Source organism: Tenacibaculum haliotis (assembly GCF_025215075.1).
GTDB classification, from domain to species: Bacteria; Bacteroidota; Bacteroidia; order Flavobacteriales; family Flavobacteriaceae; genus Polaribacter; species Polaribacter haliotis_B.
On sequence record NZ_JAOBTH010000018.1, the window covers coordinates 33887 to 55675 of the forward strand.

Annotated in this window: 22 protein-coding genes; 8 read left to right on the forward strand and 14 right to left on the reverse strand. The window is 31.0% G+C overall.

The features are described from left to right. Positions 1-2: 2 nt before the first annotated feature. Positions 3-305 (reverse strand): LETM1 domain-containing protein, encoded by a 303-nt coding sequence (locus tag N2251_RS01345; RefSeq protein ID WP_260584884.1) that lies wholly within the window; start codon positions 303-305, stop codon positions 3-5. After that, positions 305-1468, reverse strand: a complete 1164-nt coding sequence (locus tag N2251_RS01350; protein ID WP_260584911.1) for a proline dehydrogenase family protein — start codon at positions 1466-1468, stop codon at positions 305-307. Before N2251_RS01350 ends, N2251_RS01345 begins: the two co-directional genes overlap by 1 nt. 102 nt (positions 1469-1570) lie before the next feature. Between N2251_RS01350 and aroB the strand changes: the two genes are divergently transcribed. After that, entirely contained in the window at positions 1571-2629 is a 1059-nt protein-coding gene (gene aroB / locus N2251_RS01355) for a 3-dehydroquinate synthase (RefSeq protein WP_260584885.1), read from the forward strand. 33 nt (positions 2630-2662) lie between these two features. Here aroB and bshA read toward each other — a convergent pair whose 3' ends face one another. The 5 genes from bshA to dnaB form a co-directional block, all read right to left on the reverse strand. Next, positions 2663-3787 carry an N-acetyl-alpha-D-glucosaminyl L-malate synthase BshA gene (bshA, locus tag N2251_RS01360; RefSeq protein WP_260584886.1) on the reverse strand — a complete coding sequence of 375 codons (1125 nt, stop codon included), beginning with the start codon at positions 3785-3787 and terminating at the stop codon, positions 2663-2665. Between the two features lie 129 nt (positions 3788-3916). Then, on the reverse strand, positions 3917-4762 hold the full coding sequence (locus tag N2251_RS01365; RefSeq protein ID WP_260584887.1) for a transketolase: 846 nt from the start codon (positions 4760-4762) through the stop codon (positions 3917-3919). A 61-nt stretch (positions 4763-4823) separates the two neighbouring features. Then, complete coding sequence (locus tag N2251_RS01370) at positions 4824-6008, reverse strand: asparagine synthetase B (RefSeq protein WP_376740995.1); 1185 nt, start codon at positions 6006-6008, stop codon at positions 4824-4826. A 123-nt stretch (positions 6009-6131) separates the two neighbouring features. Beyond that, positions 6132-7025, reverse strand: a complete 894-nt coding sequence (locus N2251_RS01375; protein WP_260584889.1) for a restriction endonuclease — start codon at positions 7023-7025, stop codon at positions 6132-6134. 89 nt (positions 7026-7114) lie between these two features. After that, on the reverse strand, positions 7115-8641 hold the full coding sequence (dnaB, locus tag N2251_RS01380) for a replicative DNA helicase (protein WP_260584890.1): 1527 nt from the start codon (positions 8639-8641) through the stop codon (positions 7115-7117). Positions 8642-8769: 128 nt separating this feature from the next. Between dnaB and N2251_RS01385 the strand changes: the two genes are divergently transcribed. The 4 genes from N2251_RS01385 (at position 8770) to N2251_RS01400 (ending at position 12426) form a co-directional block, all read left to right on the forward strand. Further along, positions 8770-9840, forward strand: a complete 1071-nt coding sequence (locus tag N2251_RS01385) for a DUF3810 domain-containing protein (RefSeq protein ID WP_260584891.1) — start codon at positions 8770-8772, stop codon at positions 9838-9840. A 6-nt stretch (positions 9841-9846) separates the two neighbouring features. Beyond that, positions 9847-10401: a hypothetical protein gene (locus N2251_RS01390; RefSeq protein WP_260584892.1), complete on the forward strand. Its 555-nt coding sequence runs from the start codon at positions 9847-9849 to the stop codon at positions 10399-10401. 29 nt (positions 10402-10430) lie between these two features. Further along, a complete protein-coding gene (gene pepT / locus N2251_RS01395; protein WP_260584893.1) occupies positions 10431-11669 on the forward strand; it encodes a peptidase T in 1239 nt (412 codons plus the stop codon). Between the two features lie 217 nt (positions 11670-11886). After that, complete coding sequence (locus N2251_RS01400; protein WP_260584894.1) at positions 11887-12426, forward strand: hypothetical protein; 540 nt, start codon at positions 11887-11889, stop codon at positions 12424-12426. 50 nt (positions 12427-12476) lie between these two features. Here N2251_RS01400 and N2251_RS01405 read toward each other — a convergent pair whose 3' ends face one another. After that, on the reverse strand, positions 12477-13655 hold the full coding sequence (locus N2251_RS01405; RefSeq protein WP_260584895.1) for a THUMP domain-containing class I SAM-dependent RNA methyltransferase: 1179 nt from the start codon (positions 13653-13655) through the stop codon (positions 12477-12479). Positions 13656-13767: 112 nt separating this feature from the next. On the opposite strand from N2251_RS01405, the gene N2251_RS01410 reads away from it, so the two are divergent. Together N2251_RS01410 and N2251_RS01415 are read left to right on the forward strand one after the other, a co-directional pair. Then, positions 13768-14493, forward strand: a complete 726-nt coding sequence (locus tag N2251_RS01410; protein ID WP_260584896.1) for a class I SAM-dependent methyltransferase — start codon at positions 13768-13770, stop codon at positions 14491-14493. After that, entirely contained in the window at positions 14490-15167 is a 678-nt protein-coding gene (locus tag N2251_RS01415; RefSeq protein ID WP_260584897.1) for a ZIP family metal transporter, read from the forward strand. The genes N2251_RS01410 and N2251_RS01415 overlap by 4 nt, the downstream gene beginning before the upstream one ends. Positions 15168-15293: 126 nt before the next feature. Here N2251_RS01415 and N2251_RS01420 read toward each other — a convergent pair whose 3' ends face one another. The 3 genes from N2251_RS01420 to N2251_RS01430 are packed head-to-tail and all read right to left on the reverse strand — an operon-like array spanning position 15294 to position 17846. Next, positions 15294-15662 carry a cupin domain-containing protein gene (locus N2251_RS01420; RefSeq protein ID WP_260584898.1) on the reverse strand — a complete coding sequence of 123 codons (369 nt, stop codon included), beginning with the start codon at positions 15660-15662 and terminating at the stop codon, positions 15294-15296. Positions 15663-15711: 49 nt separating this feature from the next. Beyond that, positions 15712-16272 carry a hypothetical protein gene (locus N2251_RS01425; RefSeq protein WP_260584899.1) on the reverse strand — a complete coding sequence of 187 codons (561 nt, stop codon included), beginning with the start codon at positions 16270-16272 and terminating at the stop codon, positions 15712-15714. Between the two features lie 50 nt (positions 16273-16322). After that, the gene (locus N2251_RS01430) at positions 16323-17846 is read right to left on the reverse strand and encodes a helicase HerA-like domain-containing protein (protein WP_260584900.1); all 1524 of its coding nucleotides are present in this window, start codon (positions 17844-17846) and stop codon (positions 16323-16325) included. A gap of 88 nt (positions 17847-17934) precedes the next feature. On the opposite strand from N2251_RS01430, the gene N2251_RS01435 reads away from it, so the two are divergent. Then, positions 17935-18567, forward strand: coding sequence for a 7-carboxy-7-deazaguanine synthase QueE (locus tag N2251_RS01435; RefSeq protein WP_260584901.1), 633 nt, complete (start codon positions 17935-17937; stop codon positions 18565-18567). A gap of 201 nt (positions 18568-18768) precedes the next feature. Here N2251_RS01435 and N2251_RS01440 read toward each other — a convergent pair whose 3' ends face one another. The 3 genes from N2251_RS01440 to N2251_RS01450 all read right to left on the reverse strand — a co-directional run bounded on the left by N2251_RS01440 (position 18769) and on the right by N2251_RS01450 (position 21784). Continuing rightward, complete coding sequence (locus tag N2251_RS01440) at positions 18769-19722, reverse strand: acetyl-CoA carboxylase carboxyltransferase subunit alpha (protein WP_260584902.1); 954 nt, start codon at positions 19720-19722, stop codon at positions 18769-18771. 90 nt (positions 19723-19812) lie between these two features. Further along, positions 19813-20712 carry a DMT family transporter gene (locus tag N2251_RS01445; protein WP_260584903.1) on the reverse strand — a complete coding sequence of 300 codons (900 nt, stop codon included), beginning with the start codon at positions 20710-20712 and terminating at the stop codon, positions 19813-19815. Continuing rightward, entirely contained in the window at positions 20699-21784 is a 1086-nt protein-coding gene (locus N2251_RS01450; RefSeq protein WP_260584904.1) for an LptF/LptG family permease, read from the reverse strand. Before N2251_RS01450 ends, N2251_RS01445 begins: the two co-directional genes overlap by 14 nt. Between the last annotated feature and the right edge of the window lie 5 nt (positions 21785-21789).

Consider the following 21789-nt stretch of genomic DNA (forward strand, 5'->3'; position numbering starts at 1 on the left):
AATTATTTTTCTTCGTCTAAAGCTTTATCGTCTTCTCTAAAGGCACTTGGTAGTATATCTGGTATTAATTTTATTAACAACGGCAATAATAATGCGCCTCCTGGCAGCATAAATACTGCAAATGCAGGAATTGCTTTACAAATATCTAAGGTTTGTTTTTTAACCTTAGATATTTCTTCATCAGATAACTTTGTGGTAATCGATTTCTTTATCAAAAAAACTAGCTCTTTGCTTTCTTGAAGCTCTTTTGCTAGGCGTTTTTTGTTTATTTGAATTGCTGCCTTTATTTCGTCAACAGTATTCATTATAGCTTACGACGTTTTCTTTCTGTTTTCAATAAATTAAGCTCTCTTGAGGTTTGTCCTTCTATTGAAGTGTTTTCTTCTGCTCTACGTATTAAATAAGGCATCACATCTCGTACAGGGCCAAACGGAACATATTTTGCTACATTATAACCTTCTGCCGCTAAATTGAAACTAATATGATCACTCATCCCATATAACTGACCAAACCACATACGCTTATCATCCGCTTTAATATTATATTCTTTGGCTAAATCCATTAACAAATAAGAGCTGTCTTCATTATGTGTTCCTGCAAAAATTGCCATATTTTTATGTTCCATCATAAAGCGAACAGCTTCGTTATAATTCGTATCGGTAGCATTTTTATCAACACAAATAGGAGATGCATATCCTTTGTTTTCTGCTCTCTCACGCTCTTTCTCCATATAAGCACCTCGCACCACTTTCATCCCTATATAATAGCCTTTTTGATGTGCTTTTTGATATAAACCACGTAAATAACCCATACGATCATGGCGGTACATTTGTAAAGTATTAAAAACAATTGCCTTGTCTTTATTGTACGTTTCCATTAATTCTTCAATCAAATCGTCTGCAGCTTCTTGCATCCAACTTTCTTCTGCATCAATTAATAACGGAACATCCTTTTTTACTGCCGCTTTACACACAGTATGAAAACGCGCTACCACTCTTTCCCATTCTACTTTTTCTTCTGCAGTATGTCCTTCTTTTTCTGTTAACTTTTGATACAAAGCAAAACGTCCAAAACCTGTTGGTTTAAATACCGCATAGGGAATTGATTTTTTTTCTTCAGCAAAATCAATTGTTTTCAACGTCATTTCTAAAGCATCATCAAACTGTGCTTCATCTTCTTTTCCTTCTACCGAATAATCTAAAATACTATGCACATTTCCTTTCTCATGCATTTTTTCGATATTCGGCAAACAATCATCTTCAGTTACGCCACCACAAAAATGATCAAAAACAGTAGAACGGATTAAACCCTCTACTGGTAAATGTGCTTTTAAGGCAAAATTAGTTACCGCTGTACCAATACGTACCATTGGTTGGTTTTGTATCATTTTAAATAAAAAGTATGCGCGCTCTAACTCTGAATCTGATTTTAATTTAAAAGCCGTTGCTGTGTTGTTAAAAAGTGTCATTATAGAAGTCTTGTTATATTTCATTTCAATCACAAATATAAATGACCCTTATGATATATTTTAATTTTTTCTATTTATTTTCGCTTTAAAATTCATATTAAAATGACCTCTATTAAAGCAGCAACATACTCTATTCATTTTAATGAAAAAGCGTATACCGAATTAGCCAGCTTAATTCGCAATAACAACTACTCGTCTATTTTTATTTTGGTTGATGACAACACACTTACACACTGTTATCCTCGATTTATACCTTTATTAGAAACAGATAAAAAAATTGAAGTAATTCAGATTGATGCTGGTGAAATTCATAAAAATATTGAAACTTGTGTGGGAGTTTGGAACGTGATGACCGAACTAGGTGCTGATAGAAAAAGTTTACTAATTACTTTAGGTGGTGGTGTTATTACTGATTTAGGCGGATTTGTAGCTGCTTCTTTTAAACGCGGAATCGATTTCGTGAATATCCCTACAACATTGTTAAGTATGGTTGATGCTTCTGTTGGTGGTAAAACCGGAGTAGATTTAGGGGTTTTAAAAAACCAGATTGGTTTATTTGCTAACCCTGAAATGGTGGTACTTGATGCTGAATATTTACATACGCTTCCGGCAAGAGAAATTCGCTCTGGTACTGCTGAAATTATTAAATACGGAATGACACATGACATCCGTTTATTTAATGAAATTAAAGATAATAACGAATTAAATATTGTGGATTTAATACATCGTTCTATAGAAATTAAAAATGAAGTTGTTTTAAAAGATCCTACAGAGCAAAACATCCGTAAGGTTTTAAATTGGGGGCATACTATTGGTCATGGAGTTGAATCTTACTTTTTAGAAAATGAACAAAAAGAAAATTTAACACACGGTGAAGCTATTGCCATCGGTATGGTTTGTGAAGCTTATATTTCTTCTAAATTATTGAATTTTCCTTCGAATAAACTTCAAGAAGTAAAAAATACTATTCTTGCTATTTATGGTAAAATAGCTATTTTAGAAGAAGATTTTTCTTCAATTATGGAATTAATGAAACATGACAAGAAAAATATAGGCGGAGAAATCAATTTTATTTTATTAAACAATTTCGGCGATTTTAAAATCGATTGTAAAGTTTCGAATCAATTAGTTATCGAAAGTTTAAAATATTATAATTCTTAAAAAAGAGCAAGTTAATGTTGCTCTTTTTATGAATTATTTTGAGCATTTTTTATAAATGGATTCATAAACAGGTAATATTTTTTCTAAAGAAAATAGCTTGATATGCTCTTTTGCATTGGCTTTAAATTGATTTAAAACAACATCGTCTTTTAAAATTTTAATTGCATTTTTCGCCATATCATCAACATCACCAAGATTACTTAAATATCCCGTTTTACCATGAATATTTACTTCTGGTAATCCTCCACATTTTGTAGATATAACAGCTGTACTGGCTGCCATTGCCTCTAAAGCTGCTAAACCAAAACTTTCTGTTTCTGATGGTAGTAAAAAAAGATCAGAATAACATAATATTTTAGCAACCTCGTTACTATTACCTATAAAAAGCACTTTACTTTCTATATTTAATTCTCTTGCAAGATTCTCTGCTTTTAAACGTTCCGGTCCGTCACCAACCATTAATAATTTTGAAGGGACTTCTTTTTGAATTTTATTAAAAATTCTAATTACATCATCGGTACGTTTTACAGGTCGGAAATTACTAACATGTGTTAAAATTTTTTCTTCGGGTGTAGCCAAAGCAATACGCTTACATTCATCTTGATGTGCTCTATCGTATTTTTCTCCATCAATAAAGTTATAAACTACTTTTATATCTTTTTCAATATTAAATAATCGCAACGTATCTTCTTTTAAACTGTTAGAAACCGCTGTTACTTCGTCTGACTTATTAATACTAAACTCTACTGCTGTTTTATAGGTTGGATGACTACCTACCAAAGTAATATCTGTACCATGTAAAGTAGTTACCACTTTTACGTTGATACCTTTATCTTCTAGCATTTTTTTAGCCATATACGCTGCATAAGCATGCGGAATAGCATAGTGCACATGTAAAACTTCTAGTTGATATTTTTCAACTACTTCTACCATTTTGCTAGACAATGCTAACTCATAAGGCTGATATTGAAATAATGGATATTCTTCCATTACAACTTCATGAAAATGTAATCGATGTGAAAAAAAATCTAATCGAACAGGTTGATTATAAGTTATAAAATGTACTTCGTGACCTTTATCTGCCAAAGCCATACCTAACTCAGTTGCTACTACTCCACTTCCTCCAAATGTAGGATAACATACAATTCCTATTCTCATATTTACGCTTGATTATTACAGTAAGATTACTGACGTAAATTTACGGTATTACTTACGCTTTTTTGTGAATAAAAACATAAAAAAAATCCCGCTTTACAGCGGGATTTAAATTTTATATGTAAAACTATTTTAATAGTCTCCTAATGTTTCTGGGTTTTGCGCTAATGAAGAAGCTAATTGCTCATCATTTGGTGCCTTACCATGCCAAGCATGTGTATGCATCATAAAATCGATACCGTTACCCATTTCAGTGTATAATAACACACAAACTGGTTTTCCTTTACCGGTACGAGATTTTGCATCTGCCATTCCGCTTAAAATAGCTTCCACATTATTTCCTTCTCTTATTTCTAATACATCCCAACCAAAAGCTTCAAACTTTGCTTTTAAGCTTCCCATTGCTAGTACTTGATCTGTAGTTCCGTCAATTTGTTTTTCGTTTACATCAATAGTTGAAATTATATTATCAACTTTTTTTCCTGATGCATACATTGCTGCTTCCCAGTTCTGACCTTCTTGTAATTCACCATCACCGTGTAATGTATATACAATTTTATCGTCTCCGTTTAACTTTTTTGCTTCAGCAGCACCAATAGCAACACTCATACCTTGTCCTAAAGATCCTGAAGCAATACGAATACCTGGTAGGTTTTCGTGTGTTGTTGGATGCCCTTGTAAACGAGAATCTAATTTTCTAAACGTTGCTAATTCTGATACTGGAAAAAAGCCACTATGTGCTAAAACGCTATAGTAAACTGGCGATATGTGTCCATTTGATAAAAAGAATAAATCTTCGTTGTTCCCATCCATTTTAAAATCAGTAGAATAATCCATGATTTCTTGATATAAACAGGTTATAAACTCTGCACATCCTAAAGATCCTCCTGGATGCCCTGAATTTACTGCGTGAACCATTCTTACGATATCTCTACGAACTTGTTGTGTAAAATCTTGAAGCTGTTGTGTTGTTGGCATTGTTGTTTTGTTTTGTTCCGACAAAAGTAACTGTTTAGAAAACAATTGCCAATTACTTTATTTAAGTTTTTTGCTTTTTCTTTTTTGCTGCTGGAAAGAGCACATTATTTAAAATTAAGCGATACCCTGGCGATGTTGGGTGTAAATCTAACTCAGTTTTCGGATCTCCTACTCTATGCTGATAATCTTCAGGATCATGACCTCCATAAAAAGTAAACATACCTTTTCCTTTAGTTCCGTGAATATATTTACCCTCTCCATTTGTTTTGTTTTCTCCTAAAATCATTACGGTAGATTTTACAGTACTACGATCAAAAGAAGTTGTTTGCCCCATAAATGCTTTTACCAATTGTGTGTGATTTTGAGTTAACATGGTTGGTACTTGATCCCATTTTGCTGAAAACTCCCCTAATGTAAAATAATCAACCTCTTTTTTAATTCTACGTTTACGAGTCATATCAATAGATGAAAACTCGTAAGTTGTTGGATTACGAATCAACTCGAAATCTTTAAAAGCAAAGGTTTTATTAAAATCTATTTTAGATTGATAATTAGGTTCTGAAGCATCGCCGTCAAACATTCCTTCTGCAATATCCACTCCATCAGCAGCCAAAGCAATATCAAAACTATCGGTTGCTGAACACATAGCAAACATAAACCCGCCACCAACTACGTAATCTCTAATCTTTTTTGCTACCGCTCTTTTTTCTTCTGATACTTTAGTGTAACCTAATTTTTTAGCCAATGCTTCGGCATCTTTTTTTTGTTGAATATACCAAGGTGCCGTTCTAAAGGCTCCATAAAAACGACCATATTGCCCCGTAAAATCTTCATGGTGTAAATGCAACCATTCATATAATAGTAATTTGTCGTTTAATACTTCCTCATCATAAATTACATCAAACGGAATTTCAGCATAAGCTAGTACCATCGTTACAGCATCATCCCAAGGCATTTTACCTTTTGGTGAATACACCGCTATTTTTGGCGCTTTTTCTAAAGTTACTGCTTCTTGATTTTTTGAAGGTGATGAAATTTCTTCTAAAATTAATGCTGATTTAGCATCTGAAATTACTTGATATGAAACTCCGCGTATTTTGCATTCTTTTTCTACAGACTCATTGTTTTCTATTAAAAAAGCACCGCCATCGTAATTTAACAACCATTTTGCTTTTAACCCGTTTTGCAACGCGTAATAAACAATTCCGTATGCTTTTAAATGATTTTTTTGGTTTTCATTACTCATCGGAACATAAATAAAAGATGCCCAAATTGAGTTTGAAAAAAACAATAATATTAATATGTATAGGTGTTTTTTAATCATATTAAAAATTCTAAAATTAAGTTTAAAGTAATAATCAACGATATACTACTCGCTTTCAAAAAAATCTAAATCTATTTCCTTTACCTCATAAATTGATTTCAATTGTAAACCAACACTAAACTCGTGCATAAGGTTAACTAATTTATCTCCATTTATAAGAATTATTGTATGATGAGCATCATTTGCCTTCTTTTCTGCTCCTTTATCAAAGGTTGAAGTTGTTACAAATACTCCTTTCTTAGTATCTCCACTCATTGCTCCAATAAAATTTCTTATATCTTTTTCTCTAACTTTATTTTCTCCATATCTTTTGGCTTGAATATAAATCTTATCCAAGCCTAGCTTATCTTCATTAATTATACCATCTATGCCTCCATCACCTGTCTTAGCTGTTTCTATGAAATCACCATAACCCATTTTTTTTAGGAGAATTAAAATTACCTTTTCAAAATAAAAAGGATCCATCGATTTCAACTTATCTAAAAGTTCTTCCTTAACTTCTGTTTCAATTTGTAAAAACCCTTCATCAATTAGATCTTGCGGAGAAGCATTTTCTATTTTTTGAGGTGTTGTATCTTTCGTAGGGTGTTCTTCTGTATAAAAATCAAGAAAATTTGATGAATTTTCAACATCTTTAAGAGATAAAGATTTATTAACCGAATTTTTACCTTTATCCGTAATTTTCACCATACCTCGTTTAGGAAACTCAATGAAACCTCCTTTTTTTAAATATGATTTACCCCATGCTATTCTGTTTAAAATTAAAGTATCTCCGCTTTTCGTCTTCTTTTCTAACTGTTCATCTGTTAAATGAGAATAAAACTTTTCGATAATCTCTTTACTCATTTCACGATGATGAATAGTCTCTTCATTTAAAAGAGTTTTTAATATTGGCATAAATGTTTCGTGAAACTTAGGTATTTCTTTATTTTTTAGCATATTTTTTAATTGCAAACTTTTAAAAACTAAAATACACAATTACTAAGTAGCAATTGTGTATTTATTATATTTTATGAATTGTTTAAGTTTTAAAACGGCACATCATCATCACTTGGTCCGAAAGCATCTTCTGGCGATGCAAAATTACTAGAAGCTACATCAGTATTAAATCCAGATTCTGCACCTGAGTTCATACTCGACTGAAACTCACTACTGATACCTTCTTCTAAATCTGAGAATAAAGCTAAATGCCCAGTAAACTTTAAACGGATATTATCCATTCCACCGTTACGGTGTTTTGCTACAATAAACTCTCCTTGCCCTTCACATGGTGAGTGATCGTCATCATCCCATTCTGTCATACCATAATATTCTGGTCTAAAAATAAACGATACAATATCGGCATCTTGTTCAATTGCACCAGATTCACGTAAATCTGATAATAACGGACGTTTAGAGCCTCCACGTGTTTCTACTGCACGCGATAACTGAGATAATGCAATAACAGGTATACTTAATTCTTTTGCTAACGCTTTTAAGTTACGAGAAATGGTTGATATTTCTTGTTCACGGTTTCCTCCTGCTCCACCTGCCGTCATTAACTGTAAATAATCAATCACAATTATTTTCACATCGTGTTGCGATACTAAACGTCGTGCTTTTGCACGTAAATCGAAAATTGAAAGTGCCGGAGTATCATCAATAAAAATAGGAGCATCTGAAAGTCTTTTAACCTTTACATTTAACTGTTCCCATTCATGTGGCTCTAGGTTTCCTTTACGTAATTTTTCTGATGTTAAACCTGTTTCAGAAGAAATCATACGTGTAATTAACTGTACCGATGACATCTCTAAAGAGAATACTGCAACGGCGTGGTTAAAATCAATCGCCATATTTTTAGCCATCGAAATTACGAAGGCCGTTTTTCCCATACCAGGACGTGCTGCTATAATAATTAAATCTGATGGTTGCCAACCTGAAGTTAAAGCATCTAATTTTGTAAATCCTGTAGCCAAACCACTCATTCCTTCTTTACCAGAAATTTCTTGTATTTTGGTAATAGATTGTTGTACTAATGAATCGGCTCTTTCGGCTCCTTTTTTAAGATTTCCTTGTGTTACTTCAAATAATTTACCTTCGGCATCGTCTAATAAATCGAAAACATCAACAGTTTCGTTGTAAGCACTTTCTATTATTTCAGACGAAATTGTAATTAATTTTCGCTGAATATATTTTTCTAATATAATTCTTGCGTGAAACTCAATATGCGCCGAAGAGGCTACTTTTTGAGTTAAACCTATTAAGAAAAAATCACCTCCGGCTAAATCTAAAGTTCCGTTTTTCTTTAATTGATTTGATACTGAAAGTAAATCAATCGGTTCAGAATTTTGAAAAAGTGTATAAATAGCCGCGTAAATTTCTTGATGTCTTTTATCATAAAAAGAATCAGGATTAAGAATATCAATTATTTCATCGATTCCTTTTTTATCAATCATCATGGCACCTAAAACAGCTTCTTCTAATTCTAAAGCTTGTGGTGGTAATTTTCCTTTTTCAAGACTAATAATTTTAGACTTGTCAGTTTTAGTTCCTCTAAGAGATTGAGTTCTTTCCATAACTGCAAATGTAATTTTTTAAGCTGATACTTCTAGGAGCTATCTTTAACTTTCTTTATGCACAAATTTTGTAAACAAAACTGTTATTAACTTGTTGATAACGTACTAACTTTCTTATTTTTGATGTTATGCAGTACAATAAAAAACAGCTTATAATAGCTTTAACTTTACCTTTTCAAATATTATTTGTGCATTTTTTTAGCCAAAAACCACAATGGGTAGAGCAATATTACAGCACAGAAATATATCCTTATATTTCTAATTTCTTTCGCTTTATTTTAGGATGGATTCCTTTTTCGTTTGGTGATTTTTTAGGTTTTATATTGTTATTCTTGTTCATTAAAGCTATTTATCAATTAATTAAAAACCGATTTAAAACCAGTATACCGTTGCTTCTGAAGTTTATAACGACTTTATCTATTGTTTATTTTTGTTTTTATGCTTTTTGGGGATTCAATTATTTTCGCGAGCCTTTGGCTAAAAATTTAGGCTTGCAACAATCAACATACACAACCGAACAGTTGGTTGAAACTACGCAACAAATTATTTTAGAATTAAATAAAATTCATTTACAAATTACCAAAAATGATACTATAAAAGTTACCGTTCCTTATTCTCAAAAAGAAATATATCAGTTAGCTACCAATGGTTATAAAAACTTAGCTTTTATGTATCCGCAGTTAGCGTATAAAAATCCGTCTATAAAAAGTTCTTTAGTGAGTTTGTTTCAATCTTATAACGGAACCGCAGGTTATATAAATCCGATTACAGGCGAGGCGCAAATAAATGATAGGATTCCTAAAACCGGATATCCTTCAACGACTTGTCACGAAATGGCACATCAAATTGGTTGGGCTGCAGAAAATGACGCAAATTTTGTTGGTTTCTTAGCGGCTATTAAAAACGACGATTTATACTTTAAATATTCAGGATACAGAATGGCGTATAATTACTGTATTGGTCAAATTTACAAACGAGATAAAGAATTAGCTTCAAAAATTAAAAAAACGGTAAATATCGGAATTTATAAAGATTATAGAGATAGTTATTTACATTGGAAACAATTTGAAAATCCTATTGAGCCGTATTTAAAAAAAGGTTACAATTCATATTTAAAAGCAAACAATCAATCAAAAGGAATAAAATCTTACAGTTATGTAGTAGATTTGTTAATCGCTTATTTTAAACATCAGAAATAGAAAAAAATGAAAAATATAGTAACTATTTTAGTCTTGATTTTAATGATTTCTTGTAATTCATTTCCCGATTTAAAAGAAGAGTTTCCTTGTAAAGAAACTAGTTTTTATGATAATCTTAAAAAAAGTGAAGATGTTAGAAATATGTTTAGTGTACAACTGCCAAAACATTGGAAGGTAAACTTATATTATGATGACACGAAAACATCTATCTACGCTGCCGACACAACCACCAGTGTTACAAAAACAACACTTATGGATGTTACTTTGGTGCATAAAACTGTTTTTTTAGACAACACTTTTAAGCAAAAAATTACGGATGACAATAAAAAAATGGGTTTATCAGAAATTAAAACAAATGATGTAAACATTCTTAATAAACCTTCTTATTACAGTTACGCTGAAGGTAAAAAAGGTAATTATTCGTATCATATATTAAACACATTTACTAAAATAAACGAAGATAACTTCTTACATGTTAAAACAGAAGTTTATGGAGATTCTTTAGTAGATGAACGAATTTGCAAAGCCATAAATTTAATTAACAAAACACAACTGAATTAGTTACTTTTGAAACGCTAAAAATTACAACAATGAACAAACAACATATCATCAATCGATTTATAAAATACGTAACTATTGATACTGAAAGTGATCCTAACAACCCTGCTTTTCCAAGTACCGAAAAACAATGGGATTTAGCGAAAGTTCTTGAAAAAGAATTGGTAGAAATAGGAATGGAAGATGTTGATTTAGACGAAAACTGTTATCTAATGGCTACGCTGCCTAGTAATTTAGATTACGAAGTGCCAACAATTGGTTTTGTTGCGCATATAGATACAAGTCCTGATTTTACTGGAGCGAATGTAAAACCACAAATCCACGAAAATTACGACGGAAAAGACATTATTTTAAACAAAGAGCAAAACATTGTATTGTCTCCTGATTATTTTGATGACTTATTACAATACAAAGGTCAAACTATCATTACGACTGACGGAACAACGCTGTTAGGTGCCGACGATAAAGCTGGTGTTACCGAAATTGTTTCTGCAATGGAATATTTAATTCAGCATCCAGAAATTAAACACGGTAAAATTAGAGTATGTTTTCCTCCGGATGAAGAAGTTGGTAAAGGTGCGCATATGTTTGATGTTGAAAAATTTGGAGCTAAATGGGCGTACACCATGGATGGAAGTCAGATTGGTGAGCTAGAATATGAAAATTTCAATGCAGCTGGTGCTAAAATTACAATAAATGGTAAAATAGTTCACCCAGGATATGCTAAAGGAAAAATGATTAATTCGATGACTATTGCTAGCGAATTAATCAACGCAATGCCTGCGAATGAAGTACCTGAAAAAACTACTGGTTATGAAGGTTTTTTCCACTTACATCATATGGAAGGAAAGGTTGAGCAAACCACATTACAATATATTATTAGAGATCATGATATGGAGTTGTTTAAAAATCGTAAACAAGCCATGTTAGATTTAGTTTCGGTAATGAATACGAAACTAGGTAAAGACTTAATTGAAATTGAAATTAAAGATCAATACTACAATATGAAGGAAAAAGTAACTCCTGTTATGCATATTGTTGATATTGCTGAAGAAGTTATGAATGATATGGGAATTAAACCATTAATTAAACCAATTCGTGGTGGTACAGATGGCTCTCAATTATCTTACAAAGGCTTACCGTGTCCTAATATTTTTGCTGGAGGGCATAATTTTCACGGACGTTACGAATATGTACCTGTTGAAAGTATTTTAAAGGCTACCGAAGTAATTGTTGGGATTGCAGAAAAAGTATCGGTAAAGTTTAAATAAGTCTATAATTGCCTAACCCTAAAAAAACATTTTTTAGGGTTAGGTTTTCTTACATCTAACTTTATTATTACTTTGATTGTTTTCATTAAGTTTATTTTAAAAAATAGAACAACCTTAACGCTAAATGTATTTTAGAAAAATGAAACTTCAAAATATTTTTTTATTCATATTAATTACATCAATTAATATCAACGGTGTTTTTTGTCAAAATAGCAATATGGAGCACAAAATTGAAAATACAAAAAACTTAGGAAGAGAAGTACTCATTAAAAAAGCAAAAAGCATTCTTAAGGAAAAATATCCTTCCTTAAAAATAAACTTAAATGAGTTTGAAGTAACAGCTTGGTCTAATAAAAAAAAAGTTTTAGTTCACTTTAAAAGGTTTATTAAATTTACCCCTCTAGGCTACAAAAAAGGTCATTTTAATTATAATTTTTCTGTAAATGTAATAACAAAAAGCACGCTCCCTTTCGATGTTTTCGGAACAACACAGTTTTATACACCAACAAAAGAAGACACTAAAAAAATAGCATTTGTAAAAAAATCTTTTAACGTATTTAAACCTGGATTTGAAAACGAAGTGTTTGAAAAAAATAATATGTATATTTTATCTATTAGTAACGATACTTATTTTGTAATACATCATATTGATAAAATAACAGGAGAAGAAATACCAAAAAGTACCATACAAGGAAATTGGGAACCTGACCCTTTCGAAACAGCAGATAAAGATCCTTTAATAGAAATAACAAAGTAATACTTCTTTTTAACAAAAAATCCGCTGAAAGTTTTCAGCGGATTTTTTTATTATGCTTCGATATCAGATTCGAAATCGTTTTTCATTTTTTTACTTCCTTCGTAGAGTTCATACTTTACAAAACGACAATCTAAATCGGCATTTTTAAGCGGTATTCTCTTTGATGTTCTTAACCCAACATGTTTTAACGCTAACATATCCGAAGTAATTAACCAAGCTGTAGAATCGTGATAATTATGTTTTAAAGTATCTCCTATTTTGGTATAAAACTCTTCTACATCAATATTTAAACGTTCACCATACGGCGGATTAAATAAAATGGTTGTTTTACCAAATACTTCTTTCTTAGAGTTAAAAAAGTTTACGTGGTGTATACCTATAAACTCGTCTAAATTGGCGTTTACAATGTTTTGTTTTGCTTTTGTAACTGCAGACGGAGCTTTATCAAATCCCATTATTTTAAAATGAGAGCTTGTAATTTTCTTTAACAATGCATCCTGAATTACAAAAAACAAATCCTCATCGTAATCTTTCCAGTTTTCAAAAGCAAAATGCTTACGATTAATGTTTGCTGGTATATTATTAGCAACCATGGCTGCTTCAATTAAAATCGTACCTGAACCACACATTGGGTCGATAAAATTTTCTTCTCCTTTATAACCAGATAACAATACCAATCCTGCCGCTAACACTTCGTTAATTGGTGCAATATTGGTAGCACTTCTATACCCTCTTTTGTGTAGTGAATCTCCTGATGAATCTAAAGAAATTGTTAACCATTCATTATGAATATGAATATGAATTTTAACATCTGGATGTTTTAAATCTACATTCGGACGCTTTTTGTACTTGCTCATAAAATAATCAGCAATTGCATCCTTCGATTTTAAACTAATATAGTGTGAATTTGTCGTAAAATTCTTCGAATTTACTACTGCTCCAATAGCAAAAGTCCCGTCAACATCAATATATTTATCCCATTTTACACGCTGAATTGCTTCGTATAAATCTTCCTCATCAAAAATTTTACTCTTTTTTATCGGTTTTAAAATACGAATAGCCGTACGCAAAGCAATATTTGCTTTATACATAAAACCTGTATCTCCTTTAAAAGTAACATTACGTATTCCTTCCTTAACATCCTGACCACCAAGCTTTCTTAGTTCATCTGCTAAAACTCCTTCTAAACCTGCCATCGTAACGGCAGTCATTTTAAAATCTTTCTCCATGTAATTGTAAAATTTCATTGCAAAAGTACAGCTTATTTTGGGTTGATATGAATCTTTTCTTGTTTCAATCTAAAAAACGTAAGATTTATGTATTTTTGCAGACCTTATACTTATGAAAACAACAGACTGGTTTACTTCTTGGTTCGATACTTCCTATTATCATACATTATATAAGCATAGAAATGATGCAGATGCTCAATTTTTTATGCGTAACGTAACATCGTTTTTAAAATTACCTAAATCGAGTCATATTGCCGATTTACCTTGTGGCAAAGGACGACATTCGGTATACTTAAATTCTTTAGGTTACAAAATAACTGGTGGCGATTTAAGCAGAAACAGTATTGAATATGCTAAAAAATTTGAAAATGAATCGCTGAATTTTGAAGTTTGGGACATGCGTGATCCAATAGAGCATAAATACGATGCTATTTTTAACTTATTTACAAGTTTTGGTTACTTTGAGGATGACAATGAAGATATCGCTATTTTAAAAAGCATTAAAAACGGCTTAAAAGAAAATGGTGTCTTTGTTTTAGATTTTTTAAATGTCGAGAAAGTTAAAAACTCTTTAGTTTTAAAAGAAGTTAAAACAATTGATGGTATTGAATTTCACATTAAAAGAGAAATTAAAAACGGTTTTATCTTAAAACACATTTCTTTTATTGCTGATGACCAACAACATTCATATACCGAGCAGGTAAAATTTTTAACTTTAGATAAAATGGAAAGCTATTTTAAAAAAGCTGGTTTAAACTTAAAACATGTTTTTGGTGATTATAGTTTAAATACTTTTGATAAAAATACTTCTGATAGATTAATACTAATTGGAGAATGAGTTACATATTATTAATAATTGCTGTTTTACTAGGTTCTTTACTTGTTTTATTTTTAAAACCTAATAATCAATTAGTTCGCCTTTTATTGGCCTTTAGTGGCGCTTATTTACTATCGGTTACAATATTGCACTTGCTTCCTGAAGTTTATATACATACAGGTAATGCCAAGAAAATAGGAATCTTAATTTTAATCGGAATTATTATACAATCGGTTTTAGAATCTTTTTCTAAGGGTGCAGAACACGGTCATATTCATGTACATTCTGATTCGTCAAAGTTTCCTTGGTTACTATTTGTGAGTTTATGTATTCACGCTTTTTCTGAAGGATTGCCAATACATCATGCTGACGATAATTTACTTTGGGCAATTATTGTACATAAAATTCCTATTGCTATTGTTTTAACAACTTTCTTTCTACAGACAAACTATAGTAAAAAAACAATCGTTTTATTTTTAAGTTTATTTGCTTTAATGAGTCCATTAGGGGTTTTAGTTTCTGATAAAGTGCCTTTTTTCAATGAATATCATACAGAAATAACGGCTTTAATTATTGGAGTTTTTCTACACATATCTACCATCATACTTTTTGAAAGTTCAGAAAATCACAAATTCAATTTTAAAAAATTTACCGCAATCCTTTTGGGAATTGTATTAACAATACTTACGCTTTAATATTTTTTTAAATAGCGTATATAAAAAAACATCCAATTGAAACAAATTCAATTTGATGTTTTTTCGATTTATAAAGTACTGTTATTATGAAATAAATTCAACATAACAAATCTCCTTAAAATTATGCTATTCCTCTTCTCTATTCACTAAATCAATAGAAAAAGCAGGCATACAAATAGCTAAATACTCACAAGGTTCATTAAACGGGTTTGAATATTGAACTCGCACTCCTTTTGTTATTTTAATTGATTCTCCTGCTTCTAAAACAACAATATCTCCATCAATATTAAATTGTTTTTTACCTTTTATAATATACGTATATTCTTCAAATGCTGGTGTTTGAAAAGGTTCACTCCAATTAACTGGCGCAACCATGTGTGCAATACTTACTTTTGGGTTTTTATCCGTAGCATTCCCAAAATGTTCTTCTATTAATTTTCCATCTGTAGTTGGTACTACAAATGGTTTTCTTTGAATTGTATATTTTTTACTCATAATATAGAAATAAAAAAGTCGAAACAATTGTTTCGACTTTTCATATGTTTTAGTTAAACCAAATAGTTAGTGATTTTATTTTCGCTAAATCAGGAATCTGTTCTTTCGTTATTTTTTGAGTACTAAATTCTTTTAATCCCAAATCTTCTTTATCTAAAGAAATCGTTGCATTTAAATCGTCTATAAACAAGGTAGCTGATAAAAATGACGACTCAACTTTACTAATCGTATTATTCGCATTAACTTCCTGAAAAGAAGAACTGATATTTAAACCTGTTTTTGTTTTAAAGCGATCATCAAAAATCTCAACACTTTTTATTGTTGATGTTGAATCTAACTGTTCTTTAGGTACAATCGTTAACAAATGCTTACCTCCTTTTTCGTAAACTAAATATTTATCATCCTCCTGAAAAAAGTTATTTCCTTTAGCACCTTCGCTTAGTATTTTTACTATAGAATCATTTTCAAAAATTCCATCAACCTCTTGCATGGTCGTTTTTATTGTTAATTTTCCGATTTTACCTTTAGAAACATCAAATTTACTGTTTCCGCATTGTATAAATACTATTGAAATTAAAGCGATTATTAAGGGTTTAATTATGTTTTTCATTTATTTATTTGGTTTGTTATTATTAAAAACGTGTTTATATACTATTTGTTTTATTTTAATACTTTTTTTAATATTCCGAAAACACTACGAATAAAAGTTGCACTGGTTAATACTTTTATAATCGGATTTTGTCGTGTACTTCTACTTCGTGTTGACGAAGACCTTCTGCTTGTTTTCGCTGCTTCTTCTTTGCGAGCTGCTGCCGTTTTTTCTTTATTGATTTGTTCAATTTTATCATTTAAAAACTCGTATGCGCTTTCTCTATCAACAATATCGTTATATTTAGGTATCAATCTCGAATTGTCTAATACCTGTTTAATTTCTTTCGCTGTAAGCACATCCATTCTACTCATAGGTGCACGTAACATCGTTCTTGCTAACGGAGTTGGAATTCCTTTTTCATTTAAAACCGATACCAAGGCTTCTCCTATTCCTAACTGCGTTAATACTTCTTTAGTATCGTAATACTCAGAATCTGGATAATTTTCGGCAGCTAATTTAATTGCTTTTCTGTCTTTTGCCGTAAATGCTCGTAAGGCATGCTGAATTTTCATTCCTAATTGTGCTAAAACATCTTCTGGCACATCCTTCGGATTTTGCGTTACAAAATACAACCCTATTCCTTTCGAACGAATTAATTTTACAATACTTTCAATTTGATTTAACAATGCTTTCGATGCTTCTTCAAAAACTAAATGTGCTTCATCAATAAAAATAATTAACTCAGGTTGATCGCTATCTCCTTGTTCTGGAAATGTTTCATACACTTCTGCTAATAATTGCATCATAAAAGTTGAAAACAACTTTGGTTTATCTTGAATATCTGTTAACCTTAAAACAGATATTAAACCACGTCCGTTTTCATCAACACGCGTTAAATCATCTACTTCAAATGATTTTTCGCCAAAAAATAAATCACCGCCTTGTTGATCAATTTCTACAATTTTTCTAAGAATTGCTCCTGTACTTGCTGTAGAAATTCTTCCGTATTCTTCTTGAATTTCTTCTTTTCCTTCATTGGTTACAAATTGAAGGATTTTCTTAAAATCTTTTAAATCTAATAAAGGTAATTTATTATCATCACAATATTTAAAAATAATTGCTACAATTCCCGATTGGGTTTCTGTTAAATCTAAAATACGCGCTAATAAAACAGGCCCAAATTCAGATACTGTTGCACGTAAACGTACACCCTCTTGTTCTGATATTGATAAAATTTCTATCGGATATTTAGTAGCATTAAAAGGGATACCTATTTTTTCGTGACGCTCATCTATTTTAGCATGTCCTGGGCTTGGCTGTGCTAATCCGCTTAAATCACCCTTTACATCCATTAACAACACCGGAATTCCTTTGTCAGACATGTTTTCTGCCAATACTTGCAAAGTTTTAGTTTTACCTGTACCTGTTGCTCCGGCAATTAATCCGTGGCGGTTTAAGGTTTTTAATGGAATATTTACCAGCGCATTTGTTACTGTTTCTTCCCCCAACATACCAGCACCTAATGTGATAAAATCTCCTTTGCTTTTATAGCCTTCAGTAATGTATTTGAAAAACGCTTCGGTTTTGCTCATATTGTTGCGATTCTTTTTTATTGATAAAACACGTAAAAGTAACAAAAATCATCCATAAAATTTTAATGTTGACTATCTTTGCACCCTTATGTTGAAAAAAGAAGTACAAGAGTTTATAAATAAAGGAGAAATGCTTCCATTGATGGAAGAATTTTATACGATTCAAGGTGAAGGAGCGCACACAGGTACTGCTGCTTATTTTATTAGAATTGGAGGTTGCGATGTTGGTTGCCATTGGTGTGACGTAAAAGAAAGTTGGGATGCGAATTTACATCCACCAACAAAAACAGACGTAATTATTGCCAATGCAAAAAAATGGGCCAAAACAGTAGTAATTACTGGTGGTGAGCCATTAATGTGGAGTTTAGATTATATTACCAAAGAACTTCAGGATAAAGGGATGAAAACGCATATAGAAACTTCTGGTGCCTATGCTTTTTCTGGTGTTTGGGATTGGTTTTGCTTATCTCCTAAAAAAACAAAATTACCTACAAAAGAATGTTATAAAGAAGCTGATGAATTGAAAATGATTATTCATAATAAGAATGATTTTCAGTTTGCAGAAGAACAAGCTGAAAAAGTAGGCAAAAAATGTCAGCTCTTTTTACAACCTGAATGGAGTAAAAAAGAAGAAATGACACCATTAATTGTAGATTATGTGATGAAAAATCCGAAATGGCGTGTTTCTTTACAAACTCATAAATTTTTAAATATACCTTAATAAAAAAGCAACCAAATTTGGTTGCTTTTTTGTTGGAATAATTATTTTAACAACCTGTTTTTAATCTCTATTCGAATTTACTTAGAAATCTCATCGAATATAAATCTTCTTTTACTATCATTACAAATACATATGAGTGATTAATTCAAACAAAAAACTCGCCCAAAAGGCGAGTTTTAATGCAATATATTCTTTGTATGATTATTCTTTATAAACACCCATATTTGCATATTTATCCATACGCTGGGCAATTAAATCGGTATTATTTAAATCTTTAATTTCGTTAAAAGCAGTTAAAATTTGTTCTTGTACTGCTTTAAAAGCGCCTTCTCTATCAGAATGTGCTCCTCCTATTGGCTCTTCAATAATTCCGTCAATTAATTTTAATCGCTTCATATCATCACCAGTAAGTTTTAAAGCTTCGGCTGCTTGCTCTTTATACTCCCAACTACGCCATAAAATAGACGAACATGATTCAGGAGAAATTACCGTATACCAGGTATTTTCCATCATGTATACCTTGTCTCCTACTCCAATACCAATTGCTCCTCCTGATGCGCCTTCACCAATAACAATCGTTATAATAGGTGTTTTAAGACGAGTCATCTCAAGAATATTACGTGCAATTGCTTCACCTTGCCCACGTTCTTCAGCTTCTAAACCAGGGTACGCTCCTGGAGTATCTACTAATGTTACTACCGGAATACCAAACTTTTCTGCCATTTTCATTAAACGCAAAGCTTTACGATATCCTTCTGGATTTGCCATTCCGAAATTACGGTACTGACGTGTTTTTGTATTATATCCTTTTTGCTGACCGATAAACATAAACGATTGATCACCAATTTTACCTAAACCACCAATCATAGCTTTATCATCTTTTACATTACGATCACCATGTAGTTCCATAAAAGTATCTCCACAAATAGCTTTTATATAATCTAATGTATATGGGCGATTTGGGTGACGTGACAATTGTACACGTTGCCAAGGAGTTAAGTTTTTGTATATATCTTTTTTAGCTTTTTCTAATTTTTTTTCAATCTTACTACAGGTTGCGGTAACATCAACATCACTTTCTTTCCCTATATCAAAACACTTTGCCAATTGATCTTCTAATTCTTTTATTGGCAATTCAAAATCTAAATATTCCATTATATATCGTTTGATTTTATAATTCGTTGTTTGTAAAGGCAAACATACTAAAAAATTGTAAAGTTTAGCTTTTAACCTTTTTTAAAAATACTATTTTTTACTGAATTTCTTTTTTATCAACGTCGTATTTTTTAAAATACCGTTTAATAAAACTACAAATAAAACGATAAACGCTCCATAATAAAACTCAGTACTCATTTGTTCTTTTTCTCCAAATATGATCAACGCTAAAATAATCGCATAAACAGGTTCTAAATTAATAGTTAGCATTACGGTATATGGCGTTAAGTATTTCATTACTTGTACCGATGCAATAAAAGCATAAGCTGTACAAAAACTACTTAATATGATTAAATACAACCAATCATTTGCTGATATTTGAAAGAATTCAATTGAAATTTGTTGTGTAAATAACAGGTATAAAGTAACACCTAAAGCCCCAAACATTAACTGATAAAAAGAGATAATATTTGCATCGTATTTTTTTATAAATAATCCGTTTAAAACAGCAAACAGTGCTGATAAAAAAGCAGATATCAATGCATATACAATACCCATTGTATATTGGCTTTGAAAATTAAAAATAATATAGAGTCCTGCGATTACTAAGATCCCTAATAAAATTTCAATTGCTTTAATCTTTCTTTTAAAAAATACGGGTTCTATAAGTGAAGCAAAAAAAGCTCCTGTACTCATGGTTACTAAAGCCACAGAAACATTTGATACTTTTATTGCTTTAAAAAAAGTAATCCAATGTATAGCAATAATTACACCTGAAAACGCAAATTTTAACAATCCTTTTTTATCAACTTTAAAAGATTTTCTGCGGATAAAAAAATAGATGGCAATAAATACTACTGCTAGCGACATTCGAAACCAAACTAACGGAATAGCATCAATAGAAATTAGTGCGCCAAGTATTGCTGTGAATCCCCAAATAAAAACAATAAAATGTAAGTGGAGGTAGTTTTTTAATTTATTTCCTTCCATTGATGTATAAGTAAATCGCATATAACCCAAAAACAATATTGGGTACCCAAATATTTAATAAAGCATTAGCACCTGCAACGCCACCTAATACTTCTGCTACTTTTAAAAAAAAGACATACACAAACATTATTGAGATACCTAATGCCAAATTTAAACCAGTTCCTCCTCTTCTTTTCTTATATGCTAATGCTACTGCTATTAAAGTTAAAACATAACAGGCTATTGGTAAACTAGTACGTTTATATAATTCTACCAAATAAACGTTTAAATTTTTAACACCTCTTTTTTTAGAGATTTCAATGAATTTAATTAATTCAGGTGATCTCATTTCTTGCGCCGAAACATTTTTAAAATTGAAATCTTTTGGTGTAAAGGCAAAAGTAGTATCTATACTATTTCCTGAAAAAATACTGTCTCTGTCTTTAAAAACTTTTCTTATTTTCCAATTATATAATTTGAAGGTACTGTCTTTTTCTTTCCAATTAATATTATCTGCAGTTAGTTGTTGTTTTAACTGAATTCCATCATAGATTTCTGTCGTAAAATAATTTCCACTATTTCTTTTTAAATCAAAACGTTGCAGGTAAACATATGTACTATCATTTAATTGCAAACTAAATTCTCGAACAGAATTATCTGAATATTTTTTTTTGCTCAAATACTTTTTTTCAAATGCTTTTTTTACTTTACTACTAGAAGGCACAAAGAAGTGATTCATAGATAAAGCAATCATGCATACAATCGTTGCTCCTATAAAGTAAGGAAACAAAAACCGAGTAAATGATACCTGAGAGCCATTTATTGCTACAATTTCTGTGTTGTTTGCTAATTTTGAAGTAAATAAAATTACAGCAATAAATAATGCCAAAGGCATAAAAGTATTTGCGTAATATATAATGAAATTTATGTAATAATCATTAGCAACCTCAATGAAAGTTAAACTCTCGTGGTGTAAAAATTTATCTATTTTTTCAGCAATATCAATAGCTACCGCAATGGGTATTAGTATTAATAAAGTAAACAAAAATGTTACTAAATAACGCTTTAATATGTACCAATCAAGTATTTTCAAAAATG